Origin of the sequence: Levilactobacillus lindianensis, from assembly GCF_003946095.1 — a bacterium.
In the GTDB taxonomy this organism is placed as follows: Bacteria; Bacillota; Bacilli; order Lactobacillales; family Lactobacillaceae; genus Levilactobacillus; species Levilactobacillus lindianensis.
In genome coordinates this window covers 73,845-96,904 of the sequence record NZ_RHOD01000005.1, presented here as the reverse complement: position 1 = coordinate 96,904, position 23,060 = coordinate 73,845, and the positions used below count along the sequence as shown (strand labels likewise).

General features: G+C 50.0%; 18 protein-coding genes. 5 read left to right on the top strand and 13 right to left on the bottom strand.

Features of this window, described 5'->3' with window-relative positions; genetic code table 11:
* Window positions 1-229: 229 nt before the first annotated feature.
* From EKM70_RS03130 to EKM70_RS03100, 7 genes are all read right to left on the bottom strand, one after another.
* Window positions 230-1,765, bottom strand: a complete 1,536-nt coding sequence (locus EKM70_RS03130; RefSeq protein ID WP_125545159.1) for a multicopper oxidase family protein — start codon at window positions 1,763-1,765, stop codon at window positions 230-232.
* A gap of 98 nt (window positions 1,766-1,863) precedes the next feature.
* Window positions 1,864-3,657 (bottom strand): heavy metal translocating P-type ATPase, encoded by a 1,794-nt coding sequence (locus EKM70_RS03125; RefSeq protein WP_125545157.1) that lies wholly within the window; start codon window positions 3,655-3,657, stop codon window positions 1,864-1,866.
* Between the two features lie 133 nt (window positions 3,658-3,790).
* Window positions 3,791-5,077, bottom strand: a complete 1,287-nt coding sequence (locus EKM70_RS03120) for a collagen binding domain-containing protein (RefSeq protein WP_125545155.1) — start codon at window positions 5,075-5,077, stop codon at window positions 3,791-3,793.
* Window positions 5,078-5,229: 152 nt separating this feature from the next.
* Entirely contained in the window at window positions 5,230-5,634 is a 405-nt protein-coding gene (locus tag EKM70_RS03115; protein ID WP_125545153.1) for an iron-sulfur cluster biosynthesis family protein, read from the bottom strand.
* Window positions 5,635-6,001: 367 nt separating this feature from the next.
* The gene (locus EKM70_RS03110) at window positions 6,002-6,370 is read right to left on the bottom strand and encodes a GntR family transcriptional regulator (RefSeq protein WP_057877858.1); all 369 of its coding nucleotides are present in this window, start codon (window positions 6,368-6,370) and stop codon (window positions 6,002-6,004) included.
* A gap of 26 nt (window positions 6,371-6,396) precedes the next feature.
* The gene (locus EKM70_RS03105; protein ID WP_125545152.1) at window positions 6,397-8,217 is read right to left on the bottom strand and encodes an FtsX-like permease family protein; all 1,821 of its coding nucleotides are present in this window, start codon (window positions 8,215-8,217) and stop codon (window positions 6,397-6,399) included.
* Window positions 8,218-8,228: 11 nt separating this feature from the next.
* Window positions 8,229-8,990, bottom strand: a complete 762-nt coding sequence (locus EKM70_RS03100) for an ABC transporter ATP-binding protein (RefSeq protein WP_125545150.1) — start codon at window positions 8,988-8,990, stop codon at window positions 8,229-8,231.
* A gap of 196 nt (window positions 8,991-9,186) precedes the next feature.
* On the opposite strand from EKM70_RS03100, the gene EKM70_RS03095 reads away from it, so the two are divergent.
* Complete coding sequence (locus EKM70_RS03095) at window positions 9,187-10,137, top strand: aldo/keto reductase (protein WP_125545148.1); 951 nt, start codon at window positions 9,187-9,189, stop codon at window positions 10,135-10,137.
* Between the two features lie 431 nt (window positions 10,138-10,568).
* Here EKM70_RS03095 and EKM70_RS11680 read toward each other — a convergent pair whose 3' ends face one another.
* Together EKM70_RS11680 and EKM70_RS03085 are read right to left on the bottom strand one after the other, a co-directional pair.
* Entirely contained in the window at window positions 10,569-12,740 is a 2,172-nt protein-coding gene (locus EKM70_RS11680) for an L-type lectin family protein (protein ID WP_125545146.1), read from the bottom strand.
* A gap of 268 nt (window positions 12,741-13,008) precedes the next feature.
* Window positions 13,009-14,217 (bottom strand): MFS transporter, encoded by a 1,209-nt coding sequence (locus tag EKM70_RS03085; protein WP_125545144.1) that lies wholly within the window; start codon window positions 14,215-14,217, stop codon window positions 13,009-13,011.
* Between the two features lie 124 nt (window positions 14,218-14,341).
* Between EKM70_RS03085 and EKM70_RS03080 the strand changes: the two genes are divergently transcribed.
* From EKM70_RS03080 to EKM70_RS03070, 3 genes are all read left to right on the top strand, one after another.
* Entirely contained in the window at window positions 14,342-14,704 is a 363-nt protein-coding gene (locus EKM70_RS03080; protein WP_057877852.1) for a winged helix-turn-helix transcriptional regulator, read from the top strand.
* 136 nt (window positions 14,705-14,840) lie between these two features.
* Window positions 14,841-15,773 carry a hypothetical protein gene (locus EKM70_RS03075; RefSeq protein ID WP_125545142.1) on the top strand — a complete coding sequence of 311 codons (933 nt, stop codon included), beginning with the start codon at window positions 14,841-14,843 and terminating at the stop codon, window positions 15,771-15,773.
* A 9-nt stretch (window positions 15,774-15,782) separates the two neighbouring features.
* A complete protein-coding gene (locus EKM70_RS03070) occupies window positions 15,783-18,086 on the top strand; it encodes a bifunctional glycosyltransferase family 2 protein/CDP-glycerol:glycerophosphate glycerophosphotransferase (protein WP_125545140.1) in 2,304 nt (767 codons plus the stop codon).
* A gap of 241 nt (window positions 18,087-18,327) precedes the next feature.
* Here EKM70_RS03070 and EKM70_RS03065 read toward each other — a convergent pair whose 3' ends face one another.
* Genes EKM70_RS03065 through EKM70_RS11635 form a run of 3 tightly spaced genes read right to left on the bottom strand, consistent with a single transcriptional unit; the run spans window position 18,328 to window position 21,051 of the window.
* Window positions 18,328-19,323, bottom strand: a complete 996-nt coding sequence (locus tag EKM70_RS03065) for a zinc-ribbon domain-containing protein (protein WP_164506312.1) — start codon at window positions 19,321-19,323, stop codon at window positions 18,328-18,330.
* Between the two features lie 15 nt (window positions 19,324-19,338).
* Window positions 19,339-20,442, bottom strand: coding sequence for a PrsW family glutamic-type intramembrane protease (locus EKM70_RS03060; RefSeq protein WP_125545220.1), 1,104 nt, complete (start codon window positions 20,440-20,442; stop codon window positions 19,339-19,341).
* A 9-nt stretch (window positions 20,443-20,451) separates the two neighbouring features.
* Window positions 20,452-21,051, bottom strand: a complete 600-nt coding sequence (locus EKM70_RS11635) for a DUF805 domain-containing protein (RefSeq protein WP_125545218.1) — start codon at window positions 21,049-21,051, stop codon at window positions 20,452-20,454.
* 289 nt (window positions 21,052-21,340) lie between these two features.
* Here EKM70_RS11635 and EKM70_RS03050 point away from each other — a divergent pair, with 289 nt between their 5' ends.
* The gene (locus tag EKM70_RS03050) at window positions 21,341-22,063 is read left to right on the top strand and encodes a LexA family transcriptional regulator (protein WP_125545136.1); all 723 of its coding nucleotides are present in this window, start codon (window positions 21,341-21,343) and stop codon (window positions 22,061-22,063) included.
* Between the two features lie 93 nt (window positions 22,064-22,156).
* On the opposite strand, the gene EKM70_RS03045 is transcribed toward EKM70_RS03050, so the two are convergent.
* Window positions 22,157-23,014, bottom strand: coding sequence for an SDR family oxidoreductase (locus EKM70_RS03045; RefSeq protein ID WP_125545134.1), 858 nt, complete (start codon window positions 23,012-23,014; stop codon window positions 22,157-22,159).
* Window positions 23,015-23,060: the final 46 nt, after the last annotated feature.

Genomic DNA, 23,060 nt, shown 5'->3' with positions numbered 1-23,060 from the left:
TCTCTTCTATCACGAAAAAGGTATTCGCTCAATCGTTATTGTTGGACCGACTTACTTGCGTTGGTTGACCGGATCTCGCCACTAGATCCGGAAACTTGCTGCCTCTGAAACGTGCTACGCGAGCCAGACTCCTGCGCTTAGCAAAAGAAAGGACTCCCGGTCGACGTTGTCGACCAGAAGCCCTTTCTTCGCTAATGCTCAGAGTCTAAGCGGCTCACTTCGCACTCTCTTACATTTTCATTCCCATCTTCTCATAGGAACTCATCCCCGCTAAACGGAGGTCCTTAACGTCAATTCCACGTTCTTCAGCGATCGCGTTCATTAACGTGTCCATATCCATTAGCTTATAAGTCTTCGGATTATCGGGATCGTACGCTTCGATTTGCGCCATCATCCCGCCATCTTCATGTTCGATGATGTGGCAGTGATACATGTAAACCCCAGTGTGTTCGAACCAGACCTTGATGCGAACCGTTTCACCTGGGTTGACCCCAACCGTATCCTTTAATCCGTGTTCATTGGCATAAGGTTCGTGGCCATTTCTGGATAACACTCTGAATTGCGTCCCGTGCATGTGGAATGGGTGAACCATTCCGCCATCCATATCATTCGTGTTTGTAATATCCCACAATTCAACATTGCCAACCTTCTGGCGGGCGTCGATACGTTGCATTTCAAATTTTTTGCCGTCCATCATGACCGCTTCATCCATCCCGGACATGACAACCTTCCGGACTGGGGTATCGGGCGTGACTTCTGGATCAGGGATGTCGACCAAGTGCTCTGGCAACGTCACATCATCTGCGGCAAAGTCGTGAACCCGGAACCGAACCAGTGGCACATCATCCGAGTAAAGCGTCACCGTCTTCCCAGGTTGAATCTTCCCAAAGTCGACAATGATTTCGGCCCGTTCGGCACAGGTTAACATCAAATGGGTAAATTCAACTGGACTTGGCAAGATCCCACCATCGGAAGCGACCTGCGTGAATGGTAAATCGTCACTAAAGTGAAGCCGCCATTCACGCCGGTTGGCCCCATCCAAGATCCGTAGCCGAAGCCGTTGCGTAGTGACATCAAAGTAAGGATTGATAGTCCCATTGATCATCGCCGTTGGTCCTTGGACCCCATCGGGATCGTAGTCGGCGTCGTAGTCCCACTGATTATCTTCGTGGAAGCGCCGGTCCTGTAAGACTAACGGAATGTCATCGACCCCGTAGTGACGTGGAAATGGCAATTTAGCCTCGACATCGTCGGTAACCAAGGCCAGACCAGCGAGTCCATGCCAGACCTGTTCGGCCGTTGATGGACATGGATGGGCATGTAGCCACAGCGTCGCAGCGGGTTGATCGACCTTGAAGTCGATGTGGCGGGTCTTCCCAGGATATACGGGCGCGTGACAGCCACCGTCCGTGTAAGGACCAGGAACGTTCAGACCGTGCCAGTGGAATGTGGTCAGTTCCGGTAAACTATTTTTCAAATCAATATGCATGGTCTTGCCTTTAGCGAAGACGATCGTTTGACCCAGCAGACTCCCATTGTAGCCCCAGGTCTTGGTCTTCTTACCCGGTAGGAGTTGTGTTTCTCCTGCTTGGGCTTCGACCGTATAGTAAGTATCCGTTGCGGTTTCCTTATCCGGTTTCAATAACGGTGGAATCCGCAAAGGTTGTTCAGGCGTGGTGGGTTCTTCCAAAGGAACATAGCCACCATCGTGGGTGTTATAAGCCGGTTCATCAAAGAAATAATCGGTGTAGATAGATTTTGTCATCTTTCAGGCTCCTCTTCGATTTAATTGAAACCACTTACAGCTTTATCATACCGCAATCAACCTGACTTAGGAAAGTAACGTTCTCTCCAAATGGGTGCCTAGCGATCCACTCGGGCCCGCAAGGCATAAAGGATCGTGACGGTGTCAACAACTTCTTGAAAGACAGCCCCAATGATGGCGGGAATCACCCCAAAGCTGGCAATCAGCATCAATCCGGTACAGATAAAAATTCCAATCAAGACGGCTTGTTTTGCCACCCGCATCGTATCCTGCGCAATCTTTCTGGCCACACTGACCCGCGTCAAATCATCCTTAAGGACCACCGCATCGGCGGACTCGCTGGCCGCCGTGGCACCGTGTGCTCCCATGGCAATGCCAACATCGGCCGTTGCCAGTGATGGGGCATCGTTAATTCCGTCTCCAACCATCGCGACTGGTAACTGTTCCACTGGGAGACCCGCCAACACCTTAATCTTATCGGCTGGCAAACACTCCGCGTGAACCTGGTCGATCCCAACTTCTTTGGCGATAATTTCCGCTACGGGACGGCGGTCTCCCGAAATCATGAGGAGGTGTTCCACACCGCTGTCACGCAAACCGCCCATGGTTGCTTGTGCCTCAGGCCGAACGCGATCGGTAAAGCTCACGTACCCTTGATAAATACCGGCCACGGTTACGTATACTGCCGTTTGGTCCGGCTGTTCCACTTTATTTTCGGTGACAAAGCTACGCTTACCGACCCGGACTGCTTGCCCGTCGATCGTCGCCGCCACCCCTTGAGCTGTGGTTTCATTAACCCCACTGGCTACTAGAAGTGGTTCCTGGTTAGCGGCAACTAGCGACTGCGCCAAGACGTGACCCGAGTGCTGTTCTGCACTAGCCGCGAACTGGAGGAGTCGATCATTACTGAGCGCAGTGACGGGCACCACTCGATCGACTACAAGACGTCCTTGGGTAATCGTTCCGGTCTTATCGAAGGCCACCGTTTTAACCTTGGCTAACTTTTCTAACGTCGTCCCGGTCTTCACGATAATTCCATTTCGACTAGCCCGACTCATCCCCGAGATCAGAGCAATCGGTGCCGCTAAAATCAGCGGACAAGGTGAAGCGACGACCAAGACTTCGGCAAACCGCACGGGGTCCTTTGACACCGCCCAGGCAATCCCCGCAATCACATAAGCTAATAGGGTAAAGGGCACTGCATACCGGTCGGCCAACCGAACAAATTTGGCCGGCCGTTCCTCGGCTTGTTTAACCAGCCGGACGATGTTTTGGTACTGACTGTTACCGGCCGTCTGATCGGCTCTAAGTTCCACCGCAGCCTCACCGTTCAAACTCCCGGACATCACGGTCATTCCGACTTGCTTGTCTATTGGCCGAGCTTCCCCCGTCAGTGAGGACTCATTGACCGAGGTTGGCCCCGTCAGTAAGGTTCCGTCCACGGGCATCACCTCACCAGGCTTAACTAGGAGGCGATCGCCCACGGAAATTTCACCGACAGCAACGTCTTCCCAGGATTCGTCCCCGGCTCGATGGGCAATCTGGGGCGAATTATTTAGCAGCTCCTGAAGTTCACTGTTGGCCTTACGCGCCGCAAAGTCTTCCAGTGCGTCCCCACCAGTCAACATTAGTAACACAATCAGTGCCGCCCAATATTCGCCGACGGCTAGGGTTGCTAGGACCGCCGTAATCGCCAACAGGTCAATCCCAAATTTTCCGGAACGTAGGGTCTGAACCATTTCCACAAGCATCAGCAGGGCCAGTAGTAACCCCAACGCCGTAATTAAGATCTGAGCCAGGTTAGCGCGCTGTAACCCAAATTGGAGTCCTAATGCGATGACCCCGAGCGTTATCACTGCCCAGAATTCCTTATATTGTCGTAATCGTTTCATCCACGCATCCTCCTCGACCGTTCCTTTTACCCTGAGTATAACAGAGCTTGTGCCGTTTTCCACTTAATAATCATTCTAAATTAAAAGCCCGAGCAAATTTGCCCAGGCTTTCGAAATTCATTCAATTCAGTGACTAGAACCGACGCCGTAAAACAGCACTCAGTGAAATCAAAGTTAAGAATCCAGCAACCGTGACGAACCACCCATTCCGGTCATTCGTTTGTGGTAACTTGGTGTTCTTGTTAGCAGTCGTCTTGCCAGCGGTTTGCGTTGCCGTAGCCTTAGCGACCGCCTTCTTGTTAGGCTTGGCTGGGCTCGTCTTGGCAGGTGTCTTCTTATCCTTATCCGTCGTCACCTTGTCCTCAACGAAGCCACCATCGACGTCGTCCGTCCCGGTACCAGTCTCTTCATCGGGATCTCCTTCGTCGGTTTCATGGTTACCATCGGGATCGACGTGGTCCCCACCACCGGAGCCACTGTTCCCATTAGAAGATGAGACATTGCCGTTAGCTTCTTCGGAGTTAGGCCCACCATTGACGCCACCGCCCCAATTCATCACGGCATTGTTTTTAAATTTATAGCCGGAGTCAATCAGTGCCGGATCGGTAATCTTGGTGTAGTAGTCAATCACAATCAAGTGGTCTACCGTGTCATTAAAGGTCATATCAAAGCCGTTATCCTTGTAGTTCACGTCATAGTCTTTGCCCTCTACCAAGGCTGGCTTCTTTCGCTTATAACTCGTCGTCGTTGACCATTCACCGTCACTGACAGTCACACCCGGGATCAATTCTTGATTGCTCCCAATGGTATCGCTAATCTTTAGATTTTTCAGATCAACTTCGCGGCGGTCAACCAAAATGGTCCACTTGATGGTCCCATCATCTTGGATGACGCCCTTCTTTGACAAGTTAGCTTCATCAGAGACAACGTTAATTTGTGAGGTGCTACTCCCATTGTTTTCGAGTGGGAAATTAACATCTTTTTCTCCCGTATCTTCGTAACGGTACTTCGTGTCGAGGTTCAAGGTCAACTTGTCATTGGTTTTTCCTTCGAGTTTATCATTCATGGTGATGACCACTCCGGTATCGGAAACAACCGCTTCCCCGATCACAACACCCTTTTCATCATAGACTTTGAAAGTGTCCCCTGGCGTCTTCCCTTTCAGATTCTCTGGAAAGTCCAGGGTAATGGTATCGCCACTTTTAATTGGCGTGTTCCCAAAGTCCAAGTTATATTGAACTTTAATCGTATCTTTGTGCTTAAAATCTGGGCCATTGGTTACGCTGGCCGACGTGGTAAAGTCGGCACCATTATGATTAGTTGCCGCTTGAGCTGGCGTGGCAACTTGGCCGACAATTAGGAGCAGCGCTAAACTAACGAGCCCCACAACTAGTCGCCAAAATTTATTGTTCTTCGTCAAAAAAATCCCCTCCCGCAACATTTACGTAGTTAAAGTATACGCGCACGCCCATTAAATTGGCAATAGTGTTGGGACAAGTCGATCGATCTGAGGGGGCACACTTAGCGCAAATTAAAAAGGCCTGGACGACTGTCCAGACCTCATCAAATTTCTTAGCAAATTCGGGTACCTAACGTCTGCATCTCTCGCTTCAGGTCCAAGTCGGACTTCTCTTGCGCCGTATAGGTTATCAAACCCACAGCACTATCCAGCACACCGGTATCATCTCGTAATGATAACTGATTAAAGACCCGATCCAAAATTAAACCATTACCCAGGTACAGAGCCGTGTCGGCATTCGTTCGAATCGTCAAACCGGCATTATTGTCAACAGTTAACGGATAGTTAACATCATCCTCGGTCAAAGCGACAAATTGGAACTTGTCACCGATGGCACAAGTCCCCCCGACCGTCGAATACCGATTGGACCCGTCATCCGTTGTTAGTAACAGCGTCATATTGGGCTGAACGTGAGCCGCCAGATAAGCCTGAGCGGCGTCTTTAATTGTAATGTCCATGAGTCGTTCCCTCTTTCTTGGATGAATGCACTAGTCAATTGCACACAATCCACTATACGAGGAAAATTGAGAATTGTAAACTAAACCGACTTCAAACCCCACTCTGGTGAAAATGAAAGGTGAGTCTGACAAGTGGCGGTCAGTTAATGTGCCTTAACGTCGATAGGTGAATAATTTCAGCCTTGAATTGCTTGTCTACCGGGGTTAAGCGGAATCAGTCGCCATTTGCCGGCCGTTTCAACTATAAACGTTCGGAACGCAATAGGGGTCTGAGACTTTGGTCCCAGACCCCTAGCTCTTTGATTTTAGACTGTCGAAAGGTGCGTCAGCAGGCGGTCAATTCCGCCTAAGACCCTGTGTCACACCCTCAAGCTTCATAGCCGCGCCGAATCAATTCAATTAACTCGTCTTCTGACAGATTAAGTTTACGGGCCTCACTCGTGAAACGACTGACGTAGCGATCGTAGAATTCTGCCCGCCGCTTCTCACGTATCGTCTTTTCGGCATCTGGGGTGACGAACATCCCTACGCCACGGCGCTTTTCAATCACACCTGCCGCAACGAGTCGGTTAATCCCCTTTAAAACCGTCGCCGGATTAATATGAAATTCTTTGGACATCTCAGTCGTGGACGGCACCTGTTCCCCCGCCCGATAGATTCCGGTAAAGATGGCTTCCTCCACCTGTTCTGCGACTTGCAGATAGATTGGTTCCGGACTATCGAAATTAAATTTCATTTTTCATTCCCACATTCTTTATGAACTCACTTGTGTTCCGCTTGAGCTTGGGCCGGAGCCTGAGGCAACACAATTTGCCAATATAGGGCGAGCGTAATGAGATAATAAATCGCATACAACCCGATGAAGATGGCAAACGTACTCCCGATTCCCAGGTAGGGACTCATGGGCTTGGGCATCAACGGCTTAAACATTTGGAGACCGAACAACACATCGATTACTCCCATGATACCAGGAATCATGAATAAAATCCCAATTTCTTTTGCGATCCCGTTACGCATCAGGTTGTGGCGGACCCCAACCTTGTAAAGCATCCGGTAACGTCGCTTGTCGCCGGGAGCACCAGAGAGAATCTTGAACATCAGGCAGGAAGCCAACATTGCTAGGAACGCAATTCCCAGGAAGTACCCCATGAACTCGAGGCCCCCGAAGAAGGCCAACATGAGTTCGTAGGATTGATAGTTTCCAATAGTTAATTCACCAGCATGCGGAAAGCGAGCCATTTCGAGCTGGTTGAGTTTCTTCAAAGTTACACGATCATTCCCGATGTTTTTAACACGAATCGTCGTCACCGAAACGGTCTTTCCAGATTGCCGGGCAAACTTGGTCGCGCTCAACATCTTCGGCGCGTACAGATTGTTCTGACCCAATACAGCTAGGTTCAAGAAATCGAGGCTGTTAAGGTCAGTCGATTTCATCTGTGCAGCCGTCTTCTTTTCATATTTAGGGGTCATTTCGCCTTCGTTGAATTCATAAGGTTGTTGCTTGAACTCTGCGGCATTGTAAAATACCGTCTTCCCTTGGCGCTTCTGGGTGTAAGTGGCTTGATGTGCCACGTCCAGCTTGCTAATCAACTGCTGTTCCTTAGCTGTCTTATCATGAATGGCTACCGTATAAGATCCCAGACTATCAGCCATCATTGGTAATTGGCGATGGTAACCGGACCCCACCGTGATGGCACCTAAGGCCATGGCAAAGAGCAGAGAAACAATCGTCAACATCCGTGTGTAGTTGTAGACCCGGAAGTTCAGTTGGCCCATCAGGAACCCATTGAGGTGCTTCTTAGCCCACTTGGTCTGGCGTAACCACCGAATGATGGTCAACAAGGTCGCCCTGAACAACAGGTAAGTCCCCAAGGTAATCGTCACGATGGCAAATGGAATCGCCGCCATCTGAAGCATTTTAATATTGGCTAAGGCCCAGTAACCCGCGGCCAATAACAGAATCCCCACGATACCGGCAATCATCTGCCGAACGGGTTTTACTTGGGGCTGATTTGCCTGTTCATCGGTATGCAGGAGCTTGAGAACCGTGGTCCGCGTCAACTTAACCAAGTTGAATAGCGAGGCCAAGATAAACAGGCCCACATACAGCACGGCCGTCGCGATGATCGCCGGCAAATAGAAGGACTCCAGGTGTGCTAAATGTAATCCCAAGGCATTTAGCAGGAAGCCGACGAGGAAGCGACTCATAAGTAGTCCCAGGACAATCCCGATAGCTGTCGCTACCGCTCCTAAGATCAACGTTTCCAGGAAGACCAACTGGCCAATCCGCCGTTTCTTAGCGCCCAACATCATGAAGAGGCCATAGTCATGTTGCCGCATACTAAGTAGGAAACTATTGGCATACATAATGTAGACAATGGTAATCAAAATCAAGAGAACGGCCCCGAAACCAAAGATGAGCATGGATTGGCCAACCACCCCATTGGCCTTAACGAAGGCTTTGTTGGTAGCGAGGTTCGCAAACATATAGAAGATTGCCGCGGACATGGTTAATCCGGCCAGAAGCACCAGATAGTCGCGACGCCGGTTCTTAATTCCGGCTAGCGCTAATTTTCCTAACATGTGTTTCCCCCCTACTCGTTAAACGTGCCCAGCTCATTTAAGATCTGCTGGTAAAAAGCACTCCGGTCCTGATCGCCACGCCGAATCTCTGAACCAATCAACCCATCCTTGATAAAGAGGATACGTTGACAGAAGCTGGCGGAGAACGGATCGTGGGTGACAAGTAAGACCGACATGTGTTGTTCTTGGTTGATGGTCGTCAAGAGATCTAACAACTCTCTGGCACTCGTAGAATCCAAGGCACCCGTGGGTTCGTCACCCATCAGGATTGAAGGGTGATGCACGATCGCTCTGGCCGCCGCCACCCGTTGCTTTTGGCCCCCAGATAACTCAGATGGATATTTCTGTAAAAGATCAGCGATGGACAGGGTCTCCGCCACTTCGTGAATGGCCTGATCCATAATCTTGGAAGAGGTCCCCTTCAACGCCAGTGGCAAACCGATATTTTCTTCAGCTGTTAGGCTTTCTAGCAGGTTAAAGTCTTGGAAAATAAAGCCGACCTCTTGTGCTCGAAAGTCTGCGAGCTGATTTCCCCGCATCTTCGTCACATCGTGACCGTTAACGATCACATCACCCTTGGTGGGGACGTCTAGCGTCGACAGCATGTTCAGCAGCGTGGTCTTCCCGGAACCAGAGGCGCCCATGATCCCAACAAATTCAACGGAGGCCACCTGAAAGTTTAGCCCCTTCAAGGCCTGATACTGCCGTTCGTTGACTTTTCCATACGTTTTTTCCAGGCCGTGTACGTCGACCACTGCGTTACTGCTTGTCATGATTAAAATCCCCTTACTCTTTAGATTAAGTTTGATTACGTGTGTTGGTTAGTTACTTGTGTAATTAACTATAACGGTTCTCCGAACAAAGTCAACCATTTTCTGATAAATAAAGGGCTTTCACGCGAAATCTATGGTAATCTGCGGTAAGATTATTAGTGGATTTGTAAATCTGTTTGATAAAGGAGTTTTATTGATGAAACAATTACGTTTAGGTGGGACAAACTGGCAATCTTCCGCAGTTGCCTTAGGAATCATGCGGATGGGTGTTCTCGATCAACCAGCCGCAGTGAACGCCCTCGAAGCCGCTCACGATGCCGGAATTACTTACATCGACTCCGCAGATATTTATGTCAACGGTAAGTCTGAAGAAGTCTTTGGCGGGGCCTTGAAGGCTTCCGGACTATCCCGAGACGACTTCTACATTCAATCCAAGGGTGGCATCATCGTCGACCCCGAACGGAGTCACGACGACCTGGTCTTCGGTAAGCGTTATGACTTCTCGAAGCAACACCTGATCGATGCGGTTGATGGCATCTTGTCACGGATGGGGATCGACTACCTCGACTCCTTCCTGCTTCACCGGCCAGATCCACTGATGGAACCCGAAGAAATTGCCGATGCCTTCAACACCTTGCAGGCTGCAGGTAAGGTTCGTCACTTTGGGGTTTCTAACTTTAACGTTCAACAATTCGAAATGTTACAAGAAGCCGTCGACCAAAAGTTAATGTTTAACCAACTTCAATTCAGTGCCGCTCACGCGGGCATGGTTGCCGCTGGTCTGCACGTTAACATGGACGACAAGCCAACCTCCAATGACTTGGGGATGTTGGAATACGCCCGCCGTAAGCATGTGACGGTTCAGGCTTGGTCGCCATTCCAATACGGTCTCTTCGCTGGGATGTTTATCAATGACCCGAAGTACCCTGAATTAAATGCCGAATTACAGAAGTTAGCTGACAAGTATGGTGTTTCCAAGAACGGGATTGCCGTGGCCTGGATTCTACGCCACCCTGCCAACTTACAAGTCTTACTGGGAACGATGACTCCTGCTCACATCAAGGACAGTGCGGCTGGTGCCGATGTTACCTTGACCAAGCAGGAATGGTACGACGTCTACTTCGCTGCTGGTAACGATTTACCTTAATCTATAATCTACCGAACCACGCTATCACTCGTTGATGGCGTGGTTTTTATTCTCCAAATTGGCTTAAAACAGCCCGCTTGCGGCTGTCAGGGATTACGCCGGATCTGACTGATCTTGGCCACTACTAATAACTCTGCGACTAGTAAGACTGACTGTCTTGTTCTGACTATCGTGCCCAGTGTCCGATCATAAATGACAAAACCAATAGATAATGGGAAGCATGGAACCATGTCGAATGACCGTCGTTCCATCCGAACGACCTGTTAAAAAAATCCCTAATCACCGTCAAAATGGTAATTAGGGACCTCGTTATTTAAAACCGTCTAGTCAAATTTTTAAGTGTCGACATATGTCAAACAAAAGTCAGTTTCAAAATTTTCACCGTGCGCCCTAGTCAATTCAAAGCACATTTCCCCCAACCATTACAAACACTAGGGAGCATCCGCCAGTTGCCAGCGGAGTTCGCCCTGATACTGGCCAGCCGTCGCGCCACCATGCACCCGGATCAGCATTCCCGAGTTCTGATGCCAGCCACCGATCACGTCGGTCTCTTCACCCAAACCGTGCGTCCGTTGTTCGTGGACTACGACCGGATCGGTGCCAATGACTTTCTGTTCGTGTCCGGTCTGATACACCATATCACCTTGCAATAAATGCCCCCGTTCATCTCGTAGCGGCTCCGCCAAGCTTGCCTGAAGTTTCCAACGATTCTCGCCAGCTCGTTCATCACGCACCCGCAATTTCCAACCGTTGTCTCTGCTAATCAATTGTCGCGTCCCGGTCAGCTGACCGGCAAAGCCATTTTCCGGCGAGATGGCGCTAAACACTAGGTCTCCAGAGAGCTGGATAATTGGAATTGTGAGGTCTGGGGCCACATCATCACGGTTCGTTGCCGCGATGGTCAGCTTATTCTTGCCTTGATGCAATAGTGCGGCCGGTACCCGCAATTTAAACTGACCGGTCGCCCCCGTCCACGCCCCATCAAGCTGCGTAAATGTATATGGCTTGCCGTTAACCGAAAAGCTCAGTTTAGAATCGGCCATAGCGTCTGGCTGGATCGTCCGGCCATTGTTACTTAAGCGACCCGCTATTTCGGCATCCGCTTGTGGCACCACCGCCGCGGTAGGTGTGCCCAGCTTCTCAAGTTTTAGGTTCAGCTTACGTTTCAAATAATAACCCACGGACCTGACCGCCACATAATGATTTTCGCCGTAATAAATCGCGGTCTGTGGGGCAACGTAGGTGTCTTCCTCCGGCGACTGCCCCTTGGCCTGTAGCTCGGTCTCGACGGTCGGTTGATCCTTAGTGAAGACATCCTGTCCAATGGCATGCGACATTGGCGGCTCTGCCAGCTCTGCGGCATTAAACGCATAGAGTGGCGCCGACTGCCCAGGCTGCTGGACTCTCCCCGCCAACCATTTAAGCGCTGGAGACGAACCTAGAACAACCGCAGTTGTATCACTCGTTCGAAAACCGTCTGGTTGGCCAGTTGCCTTGAAATGATAGAATACTTCCGCATCCCCCGGAATCCGATCGCCCTCATGAACCAGTTGGCGTTGCCCGTCCGCGGTGACCACCTGAGTGTCCTGGTCAACATCGAAACGCATCTGCCCAGGTTCCTGGTCAACCACTGCCAAGTTATTCTCACCTCTTGAACTCGTAGCCCCGGTCAGTCCCCAGACGGCACTGGTTGCTGGTTGATCCGGTGTCCCCAATTTGGTCAAATCAATCGAGATACTGTCCTGAACCTCCGGCGTGAGCGCCTGCCCAGTCTGTGGATCACGGTCGTTGTAGGCATAGGTCATTTGACTCTTGGCCTTCTGCCAATCCATGGTCACATGATGCCAACGGCCATTCGAAGGATTAGCCATAAGCTTAGGCTGGCGGTGTTTCAATCCAAAATAGTAATGCCCCCGACTGCCAAAGATCTGATAACTCCCCTTCTCGCCAGGATAATTACTGGCAATGTGTGGGCCTTGGCTCGGAACTGCCTCATAGTCAAAGTAATTGGCCTGACTCACGCTATTGACGACGTTGTTAACGTGGGTATCAAATTCTAATGCCCAGCTCTTCTGCAAGGCAATTTGAGAAATGTACGATGTATCCCCACTGGCGTTGGTATCGCCGCCCCAAACTCCCAGCGACTGACCGGACCCACCTCTCGCCAGCGCATCCGTGCCAGTTGCCGCATTTTGGAGCGTAAAGGTCATCCCATCCGCGGCCTTGTCACCCTTATTACCAAAGTACAACCAAAATGACCAGTGCTGATCACGGGTCAACGGAATGCGGCGCGGCTGACTCTGCGTCCCTGGCACCTTAGACCACAGCACCCCCACCTGACGGTACATCTGATTGAAATTATCATTGGTTAACTGCGCAATCTGTTTCGGTATGGCGGGACCATCCAGTAACCTGTCTGCCGCACCGTATGATCGACCGGGACTAAAGCCCCGGTCGAGTGAAAATCCCGGCGGCGCACTCGCAATCGCCGCGAGCATATCATCGTCTCGGGTTATGGCCGCTTGCGCTGAATTGCTGACCATCAGGCCCCAACCGCAGATCACAAGTAATAGAAATAATTGATACAGCTGCTTACGCCCCAAAGTAAGCCCCCCAGTTCTGATCTAGATTCTGAAAGTATACTGGAAAAGTTTGGAACATCGTGTCCCGCGTTAGTCTTCAGCCACAATCCATTATAAAATCACTAATATTACGAGTAGCGTTGCCTACTACCTCGCTCTTAACTGGACAACGCTTCTCCCACGCATCTTTAACAGGGATTTCTTCGAAAAGTGACGACTCCCGAATCATCACCCACCAAAAAGAGGCCCCCAACAACCTGTCGAGGACCTCTTCAATCATTCATTCTCTCTAACGATTAAACTTTTTAACCAATCGCTTGGCCGGACGAGCTAAGCGAATCAGGCCGACCGTAAGGCCAATACTGATGGCCACCATCACGGCACCGAAGAACGGTGTCCATCCTAACCCAACTTGGCTTGTGACCTGACCACCGATGCCAGAACCCAGAGCGATCCCCACGTTAAAGGCTGAGATGTTCAAGGCTGAAGCCATCGTAATGTCAGCTGGCGTGTACTTTTCCGCTAACTGGACGATATACAACTGTAGGCCCGGTACATTCATGAAGGCGAAGAAACCCATCGCCAGAACGGTTAGGAGACCCAACCAGTGGCTACTTGCCGTCACAGATAAGACCAGTAGCGTCACGAAGAGTCCCATGAACATTTTCAATAAAGCTGCCAAGGGCTTCTTGTTCGCCCAACGGCCACCCAGGGTGTTTCCTAAGGCCACCATCAAACCATAAACGACCAGAATCACCACGACGGCACTGCTCGACCAGCCCATCTTTTGTTCCAATAAGGGTGACAAGTAGGTGTAAGCGACGAAAGTCCCCCCGTAACCCAAGGCCGTGACTAAGAGTGCTAATAAGAGTTGCGGGTTACCCAAAACGCGTAACAACCCCTTAGCGGTCGCCTTACTTGGTAATGGCAACTCGCGTGGCACTAGAATATAGTCGGCGACCAAGCCAATTAACCCAATCACACTAATAAAGATGAACGACCAGCGCCAGCCACCCAGCTGCCCGATCATGGTGCCCATTGGCACCCCAGTAACCGTGGCTACCGTCAGTCCGGTAAACATTACGGCAATTGCCGAAGCCCGTTTGGACGGTGCCACGACATCAGCCGCGATCACCGAGGCCACCGTCATGAAAATCCCATGAGCCAGAGCAGCAATCACCCGTCCTGCCAGCAAAACAGCAAACGTTGGGGCAAAGGCCGCCACCAGATTCCCGGTGATAAAGAGTAACATGATGATGACCATTAAGGTGTGACGGTTAATCTGACCGGTCAGGAGAGTCATGACGGGTGCCCCAATCATGATTCCCATCGCATAGACGGAAACCGTCAATCCGGCCTGCGCCATGCTAACGTGGAAGCTTTGAATCAACATCGGAATCAACCCGACACTAATGAACTCGGTTGACCCAATGGCAAAGGCACTCACAGCGAGCGCTAGTAACGTCAAGGTTGCTGAAATTTGTTTTTGTTTTGTCATAATACCCTCCTCAGATTGCGTACGTGATAAATATTGATTATACTGGCTAATAACTAGGGAACAAGAACCCACTTTAAAGTGCCCTACTTACCAAAAAGTAACCATCAACGAGGAGAACTGTTTTATGCCCACCAAGACCTATCACATTGGCGTCGAGGCTACCATGGAAATCATCGGTGGCAAATGGAAGTCAATCATTCTATGTCACTTGCGTCACCGCACCATGCGGACCGGCGAACTAGCCCGGGCCATCCCTCAGATTTCGCAGAAGATGTTGACCCAACAGCTTCGCGAGTTAGAAGCTGCCAATATCGTCTCGCGCCACGTCTTTCACCAGGTCCCACCCAAGGTTGAATATGCCCTGACCGATTATGGTGAAAGTCTCTCAGGAATTCTCCACGAACTCTGTGTCTGGGGAGAAGACAACATCGATCGCCGGCAAGCTAACGGTGAGGCGATCACACTCTTAAGCCGCGACGATGTTTAAAACCCTTCAATATTAGGGTTAAGAATTTCACCTTTTTGCATTTTTAGGTGGCAACCCTCCCAGATCTCGGTATAATAGGAGTCGTTGCCAAATTACTGTCTACTAAACTTACATACATTACGGAGAAGGAAAAATTATGCACGTTTTCGTTAACATCGTGCCGCAAGCACAGTTGGACTGGGCCAAGCTCAGTTCCCTCATTGAGGAACTCGCCAACCAAAACTTTGCCGCCACGACGCTGAATCTACAACTACCAACTGAACAATCGCTAACGGCCGAACAACAGGCCCAAGCCGCCAGCTGGCATCTCTCAGTCAATGACCTGAATTTGCCCTCGACACCCCACAACTATCTCCTTAATCTACGCGAGACGGATCATGTTTTACCGGGTGCCCTGCAACAATGGGATCAACTGGCAACGCAACATCCCGGCAGTCCGATCAGTCTGTCAGCCTTTGAGACGACTCAGGATCTTGACGAACAGATCTCAACTTATCTCGCCGAACACGATTCATCTGCGACTCAACTGACCTTTCAAAATCTAACCTCGGCCACACCGACGACCCCCACTGAACGCCAAATGACGTTATGGGCCCGTCAAAGTTACAGCATTCAAACCGATTTACAAAGTGTGGGTCGTCTGACCCAACGCATCCGTCCAACCGGGTTATTGTTACCCGTCACGTTACTGGATCACGACCTGCCCCTAGTTTCCATCGCGCAGGCCTTTCATGTGCTCCAGCTCAGCCAAGACGTCTTACGGCTCCACGTGCCAACGATTCAACGGCAAATTTGGGCGGAAGCCACCCCTGTCGAATGGCTCGATGAGCTCCAACACATCGACGTACAATCATTGGGTGTCATGTGGCAACCTGCCTTTACGGAGTACTTCCAGCGCCAGCTGAATACGCTGTTAGACACTGCTGGCAAAAAAAATCTCAGTGCGGCCAATCATGTCCAGCTCCTGAGTCGGATTAAAGAACTCATTACCCCACCAACCAAAGTTTGGTCGCGGTTAGGGCTCTTGCGGATGGTGTCACCACAGATGGCACATCGGCTGTTTTATTAGGAGGTTGTCATGAAATTTAGTTTAATTACACCCTGCCAAACGGGTGAACTACATCAACTATTAGCCCTACGGCAGAACTTAGTACACCAAACGACTCACGACTTCGAGTGGATTATCGCGCTCAACGCGCCCCTCGACTTCACTGAATCAGAGTGGCAGGTGCCTTTCAAGGTCCGTCAAGTGTCCTTTGATGGTAACACCATGGGTGCGGCCCGCAATGCGGCCGTAGCTGCGGCAACCGGTGACTGGTTAGTCTTCGTGGATAGCGATGACTTCCTGGTACCCAGTGCCCTGGCAGAAATGGCAGCGATCAATCCCGCTACCGACACCCTGGGCGACTTGAACCAATACCCCACTTACGAACCCCAGTCGTCATTCCTCAATAGCTTGGAACAGACGGAAGCCCTGGACACCCTGCCCAAATGGGGTGGTGCCAAGCGGCGGGCACCTAAGAACTTTGCCTTAAACTTCGATCCATCTGTCACCCAACAATTGCCAGATGCCCCAGCGGTTGACGCCAGTGCGTTGAACTGGTTGGAACACAAGTATGTTCAATTGCGTGGTGACACGCGTTGGGATCAATTTAACCGTCAAATTAAACTGACCGGTAAGGTGATCGACCGTAAATTGGTTCAGGATCATGACATTCAATTCATGCCTGACAACCAACTCTACCCCGACTTTCCCTTCTTAGTTCAGGTCATGGCCTTAACCAGCTCTTATCTGCGGTTAGCCACGCCTCACTACATCCGGGTCAAGCACAACGACCCGATCAACCAACCTTCAATTCACCAACTCGAGGTTGGGACCCGTTGGCAACAACGGGTAGCCGCCTGGCAGGCGAGTCTGGATCTCATCAAGGATGACGATCTGCACTTTGCCTTCAGTCGTTATACCTTGCTACGGATGCACCGGTTCCTCTATCAAGCCTTGGCTACCAGCTCACCGGTCACGGTGGACGACGTGCCAGCCTTAATGAACGACCTGCACCGTTACCTGAAGGATACGGATGCTGCCGCATATGGCGACGTCTCCCTCCTTAGTCGGCAAATCTTACATCACATCCGGCGTCGCCCAACCTGCCCACAATCCCGAATTAACGGGTTAGTGCGGTTACGGCAGTTGAACCGGGTGCTCCACCATCACGGTCGGGGTCTCACCCGTCTGTCTTACATCTGGTGGTTTACCAAGATGCCGATCAAGCCACGAGTCATCATTTACGAATCCTTCCTGGGACGGAATTTCTCGGATAGCCCTAAAGCCATCTACAACTACATTCAGGAAAACTATCCCGGCAAGTTCAAGCACGTTTGGATCATGAACCCCGACGTCGACGATACCCCTGCCGATCGACCAGACACCATCGTGGTCAAACGGTTTGGCTGGCGCTACATGTACTACCTGGCAACGTCTAAGTACCAGGTCATCAACATGCGTCAACCTCAATGGTTCGTCAAGCGTCCGGGAACTAAATTCCTGTCGACTTGGCATGGAACGCCATTGAAGCACCTGGTCTTCGATATGGATAACGTGGCCAGTGCCAATCCCATGTACAAGGCAATCTTCTTCTCTCAATCCCGTCAATGGGATTACCTGGTCACCGCTAACCAATTCTCCGTCGACGTCTTCGAACACGCCTTCATGTATCCCGAAGGTCAGATGTTGAAGTCAGGTTACCCACGTAACGATATCCTAAGTGCCCCGGACAAAGATGACCGCGCGCGTAAGATTAAGGAACAGTTGGGCATTCCACTCGACAAGAAGATCATTCTCTACGCCCCAACGTGGCGTGACGATGACTACTACGGTGTTGGGGACTACAAGTTCACGTTGAAGCTCGATATCGAACGTCTGAAACGCGAACTTGGTGACGAATACGTGCTGGTCTTACGGACCCACTACTTCATCACGGAACACTTAGACACGACCGGCTTCGGGGACTTCGTTTATAACGAATCCAGCTACGACGATATTGCTGAGCTGTACCTGATTGCCGATGTGCTCATCACTGACTACTCCAGTGTGTTCTTCGATTACGCTATTCTGAGACGGCCAATTCTGTACTTCGTTTACGATTACGAGAAGTATGGCAGTGTCCTGCGTGGCTTCTACCTCGACATGGAAAAGGATCTCCCCGGACCACTGTTGAAGACCAACGACGATGTGTTGTCAGCCCTGCACAACCTGCCTAAGGTTGAACAGGAGTACGCCGGTGCTTACCAACGTTTCAGCGATCGCTTTAACAATTGGGAAGACGGCCACGCTAGCCAACGTGTTGTTGATGCTTTCTTCGACAAGGAAGATTTGAAGTAACCTCTTTTTAAAGTTAAACCGCCAAGCAGTGTAAAAATCACTACTTGGCGGTTTTTGTATTTCAGACTATTCTGAAAGTAAAAAGGCACCCAATTCGTTTTGAATTGGATGCCTACGTTTCATGACCTGTAAAATACAAGCGCTTCTAGCCAGTTGTTTTAATCCAAGGCGGGCTCTCAAAGAGCTGGCACTATGTATTTTAGAATTCACTTACTGGCAATTTTCCTTCTAAACTGACTGATCACTCGTCATCTGTAAAATCGTAAATTATATCGCCATCTTCAGCTGTGTAAAGATGAAGGTTGGTATTCTGCGGATTCAAAAGTTCCACCCGAACATCTTTTAAATTAGTTGGCATCAGTGGCGCCATGGCCGTAGAAATCTTCTTTAGCTTGGTAAGATAGGGCGCCATGTCATCAGCTTCATCATAGCCATTCGTCATATCATAAGCGATATCATAGAGATCCGTATCCTCATCTGCTTCTACCGTTAACACATTATCACTCTTACTATAGCGGACCGTTGTGGAATTGCCCAAATATTTTGAGGTCACGCCATCACCAATATTGGCAATCTCTTGTTCCGTTAAATTGTCCCGCTTATAAGTGTTATAACCGTTATACCCAGCCACACCAATCAGGATGAGGACAATTGCCCCAACCACGACCCAGATGGTTCGAGAATCTCCAGCCGCTTTGGCCACTGTCTGTGCTGCCGTAGTGGCTGGTTGCGTGGCGACCTGCCCGTATTGAGAAGGATTACTACTGTTAGGAGCAGTTGTTCCTGTAGTCGAGGTTCCTGGCTGTTGCGGTGTCTGCGTTGGTGAGCCTGATACACCCGTGTCTCCTGCAGTCTGTCCTGCTGGTGCATTCACGTTAGGTGTAGCTGGCTGTTCCGGCGCATCAGTAGTCGACGCATCTGTTGGCGTTACGAGTTCATCAACACTCGGCGTCACCGGCGATTCAATTGGGGCCACATCTGGCGTAACCGGTGCTGACGCCTGTGAAACTGGCGGCTCTGCATCAGACGTCGACAGTGGTACCTCTGGCTCAACCGGCGGTTCCACTGGGGTGGCTTGTTCCTGCGTCGGGGCCACTGGCGTCGCTTGCGGGGGCACAGGTGCGGCCGAAGATGCTGGTGTCACAGGTTGCGTGAACTCTGGTTGCTTCGCCCCACAATGGGTACAGAACTTTTGTCCAGCTTTTAATTGCTGGCCACAGTTAATACAAAACTTCATTTTCAACACTCCCATTTAAGTTAATTTTCCTTCTCGTAGCTCGCGAATTTCACGTAAACCGGCGTTAATTAACACTAAAACTATCACCCAGGCCACCGCGATCAGGATGCCTGACTTCAATAGACTAGGCAATGGTAAGGGCATGTCCCATAAAGCATGTAAGCTCACGGCCAACGCAAAGAATCGGACGAACCGACCATCTTGAAATGTATTCGCGGCTAATGGGTGATCACCCTTCACCATAACTAAGGCGGCGCCACTAATGGCTCCCCACATGGTGTGGGTTCCCAGCGAATCTATGGCCCGTAACAGTAACACCCATAGGCCATAGTCTTGCGCATAACCGGCCGTTTCAAACGCTGCAAAACCAGCCCCGATTGCCGCGCCAATCAGTAGGCCATTTAAAATGAAATGCGCTTGGGTTCGTTTCACATAGTAGGCGATGATGACCAGCTTCCCCGTCTCCTCAATGATGGCAACCAGAATTGCCGCCACGATCGTCATGTTTTGAATGTTGACGAACTGATAGAGACCCATGCTGGTGAGAACCGAGGCAACCCCACCCACCATAAAAATTTTGGTCACTTTAAAAATACTAATATTACGGAACGTATTAATTTCAAAAAACATAATTAGCAGGGAAAATGGGACGGCCAAGGCACTCATAAAAATTAGCCCGTTATACATCTTTTCCCCATTAAAAATAAATAGGCTTCCCGCTAGAATCGCGATCGTCAACCCAAATACGGCTAATACTCGGGTAAACAACCAGGGCTGAACCGGAGAATCACTGACGGTGGCCAGCGATGGCGTCGTCTTTTCCGTTCCCCCGATGAAAAGCGTTTCGGCTTCGGCCTCTGTATGCGCTTTAAAAACTTGGCTAAACATGCTGCCTAGCTGGATAGGTACCTTACGCCGTTGACCGGTCCAGCTATTGAGTTGGGCTGTCGCTGAATCCAATAGGTTGGGACTTGAACTCACCTTCGCTTTTGCCTGCGCCTGTGGTGCAGCCGAAGGCGCAGGCTGATAGGCTCGTAAGTCACGCCCACAATATGGGCAAAAGTTCAGTCCCAGCCTCACGGGTTGCCCACAATTCGGACAAAAGAAATTAGAATTCATGGCTAACTCCTAACCAAAACGATTGGCTTGTTGGTCAGCTGGCTTGCAGAGTAAGACAAGGAGATAAATACTTCCAAAAACCGGGACAAATGACCAAAGAAAATTGACTCCCGAGAGGTTGCAATCATGCAAACGACGAAACATGCTTGAGTACCCTGGTAATGCGAACAGCAGACTTTCAGCAGTCATAAAAACAACACTACCAACAGCATATGATAAAAAGATAGCAATTACACCAATAATAGAAACTGCCAAGGTAGCCCACCAGTAGTTTGCACGGCTCATACGTCCATCAAATTTGACGTATCCTTTCATATACTCTGAAAACGCCCCAAATAATCCCAAATTACTTTGGTAGTCGATGGCACCATTACCCGCAGCTTGAGGTATAGGTGCTGCCATGGTTGCTTGTTGTTGAAATTGTACCTGAGGTTGAGCTTGTGGCTGTGGTTGAGCCTGCGGTTGTACCTGTGGCTGTGGAGCTGACTGAACTGGTTCACTCGCAGCCGGCGTTGGCGTTGCTCCCTTTACCTGTAAATCAAACCCACAGTTCGGGCAAAAACGAGCTCCCGCCTTAACTGACGTGCCACACTTTGGACAAAAATTCATAATCTTACCTCCATCATTTTGTTTTACTTTTGTGAACGTTAGTAACTGAAGAGATCGTTGTCTTGACTATTCACGTGCCCATCATCTCTTGTAACCGCTATATCAAGGTTATTAAAGGGATAGTAAAACCGCTAATTAACTAGACTTCTGCCAGTTTGAATTCATAAGAGCTAACTTAATTATAAGTATAAGTCTCGTTTTTTACTTTTGCAATCACAATTTGTGCTTCAAAAGCCCAAGATCTCGGGATCCGTTGCTATACTAGTTAGATACAAACGGGGTGAGAACGATGCAGGATTCAACATTTGGCAATGAATTAAGAAAGATCCGTCGTGGCAAAGGTGATTCAGTACGTAAAGTTGCTCTATATGCGGGAATCTCGGCATCGTATTATTCCCAGATTGAAAACAATAAGCGGCAGATCCCCAAGCCCAATACCCTACGCAAGATTGCCAAGGGCTTACGTATTTCGGAAACTCAGATTTTCGAGTTGGCCGATCTGATTCCTGACGACCTTGAAAAAGCCAAGTCCCCCGACAAAAAGCCATCAGGCAGGACCAAGTCCCATAGCCTCAACATGATGGCGAACACCGACAGCCTGCCAACCACCTCTTCCCTACGCATTCCGATCAGCGATACTCACACTGAATTACGCATTCCTGACAACATGAAGGTCTCCAGTAAGCTACCGGTTCGAGACGCGAAGGCAACTGGCCTGGCTTGGCTCAAGGTCACCGATACCAACTTAATGATGCTGGGCATTTTACAAAATGATTTGGTCGTTGTCGACTCGACCGAAGAAGCTTGTCAATTAGCCTCGGAAAATGCCAAGTTGGTTGCCATTAATCTTAAGTCGGGCAAAACCACTATCCGGCGCGTCCTGCCGGTAGCGAATGATCAGGTATTGCTCACCACCGGTTTCCCGTCAGAGAAGTCAGTCTTCCTCTCTCGTGACAAATTCGAAGCCCAGTTGGCTGGTGCCGTTATTAATCTCTATCGTGACGTTCACTAAACTTCATAAATAAATCTACCGTTAATAAAACAGCGTGATCACTTTGTATTTCAGTGATCACGCTGTTTACTTTTTTATTTGGATCAACAAAGTTTAACGCCGATAGTTCTCTTTCAAAAACTCCGGTAACGACTGTGCCGGATGTCCCATGATAGCGGCATAGTCATCGGTCGTAATGTCCAGCAGGCCCATGGACCCACCGGCATACATGGAGGACAACATATGCCCCTCATTGCCTTCATTGTAGATGTTCCCAAACTCAGCGTTAGTCACTGGCGCGTAGCCAATCTTTTCGCCAGAGACCGTCGAGAGCACTTCGGCCAATTCGGGCATGGTGTAGGCCCGGTCTTGTGTCAACGTGTACATAGGACGGGTCCACAAGGCTGGTGTGACGGCAATCTTGGCAAAGGCTGCGGCACTATCAGCCAGGCTGATGAAACTCAACGCCTGATCACCCATTGGGTAAATGACGTTTTGCAGTTCGATTAATTCCGGTAAATAGGGAACCAATGGGTCAGCATACAGCGCATTACGAACGATGGTATAGCTCAGGTCACTTGAGGCCAATCGACGTGGTACGTAACCATAGAAGGCGGACAAATCAAACGGATTGTTGGCCTGATCAGCAATAAAGCCCATGACCACCAAGTGTCCAACCTTGGCTTGAGTCGCGGCCGTAACGACGTGTTCAAACTCGGTCACCCGGCTGAAGCTATCATGACTCTTGCTAGGCACGTAGACCGCAACATCTGCCCCATCCAAGGCTGCCGCTACGGTTGCTGGTTCGGTATAATCCAAAGACTTAATCGTCATGCCCTGGTCAGCGTAGTCCAGGGCCTTACTAGGGGTATGAACGCCCAACGTCAAGTTAGTTGGAGCAACTAATTCAGTTAAATGATCCACAATCTGGCGACCCAAATGGCCGGTGGCTCCCGTAACGACAATTTTCAAATTCAACACGCCTTTCCTTTTTCTGTTACTTTTAAAGTAACATCTT

Excerpts from the sequence above, each read along its gene's own strand:
- EKM70_RS03095 (WP_125545148.1), top strand. The coding sequence starts at position 9,187 with ATGAAACAATTACGTTTAGGTGGGACAAACTGGCAATCTTCCGCAGTT.
- EKM70_RS03050 (WP_125545136.1), top strand. The coding sequence starts at position 21,341 with ATGCAGGATTCAACATTTGGCAATGAATTAAGAAAGATCCGTCGTGGC.
- EKM70_RS03100 (WP_125545150.1), bottom strand. The coding sequence starts at position 8,990 with ATGACAAGCAGTAACGCAGTGGTCGACGTACACGGCCTGGAAAAAACG.
- EKM70_RS03085 (WP_125545144.1), bottom strand. The coding sequence starts at position 14,217 with ATGACAAAACAAAAACAAATTTCAGCAACCTTGACGTTACTAGCGCTC.
- EKM70_RS03130 (WP_125545159.1), bottom strand. The coding sequence starts at position 1,765 with ATGACAAAATCTATCTACACCGATTATTTCTTTGATGAACCGGCTTAT.
- EKM70_RS03070 (WP_125545140.1), top strand. The coding sequence starts at position 15,783 with ATGAAATTTAGTTTAATTACACCCTGCCAAACGGGTGAACTACATCAA.
- EKM70_RS03125 (WP_125545157.1), bottom strand. The coding sequence starts at position 3,657 with ATGAAACGATTACGACAATATAAGGAATTCTGGGCAGTGATAACGCTC.
- EKM70_RS03110 (WP_057877858.1), bottom strand. The coding sequence starts at position 6,370 with ATGAAATTTAATTTCGATAGTCCGGAACCAATCTATCTGCAAGTCGCA.
- EKM70_RS03060 (WP_125545220.1), bottom strand. The coding sequence starts at position 20,442 with ATGAATTCTAATTTCTTTTGTCCGAATTGTGGGCAACCCGTGAGGCTG.
- EKM70_RS11635 (WP_125545218.1), bottom strand. The coding sequence starts at position 21,051 with ATGAATTTTTGTCCAAAGTGTGGCACGTCAGTTAAGGCGGGAGCTCGT.
- EKM70_RS03080 (WP_057877852.1), top strand. The coding sequence starts at position 14,342 with ATGCCCACCAAGACCTATCACATTGGCGTCGAGGCTACCATGGAAATC.
- EKM70_RS03065 (WP_164506312.1), bottom strand. The coding sequence starts at position 19,323 with ATGAAGTTTTGTATTAACTGTGGCCAGCAATTAAAAGCTGGACAAAAG.
- EKM70_RS03115 (WP_125545153.1), bottom strand. The coding sequence starts at position 5,634 with ATGGACATTACAATTAAAGACGCCGCTCAGGCTTATCTGGCGGCTCAC.
- EKM70_RS03075 (WP_125545142.1), top strand. The coding sequence starts at position 14,841 with ATGCACGTTTTCGTTAACATCGTGCCGCAAGCACAGTTGGACTGGGCC.
- EKM70_RS03105 (WP_125545152.1), bottom strand. The coding sequence starts at position 8,217 with ATGTTAGGAAAATTAGCGCTAGCCGGAATTAAGAACCGGCGTCGCGAC.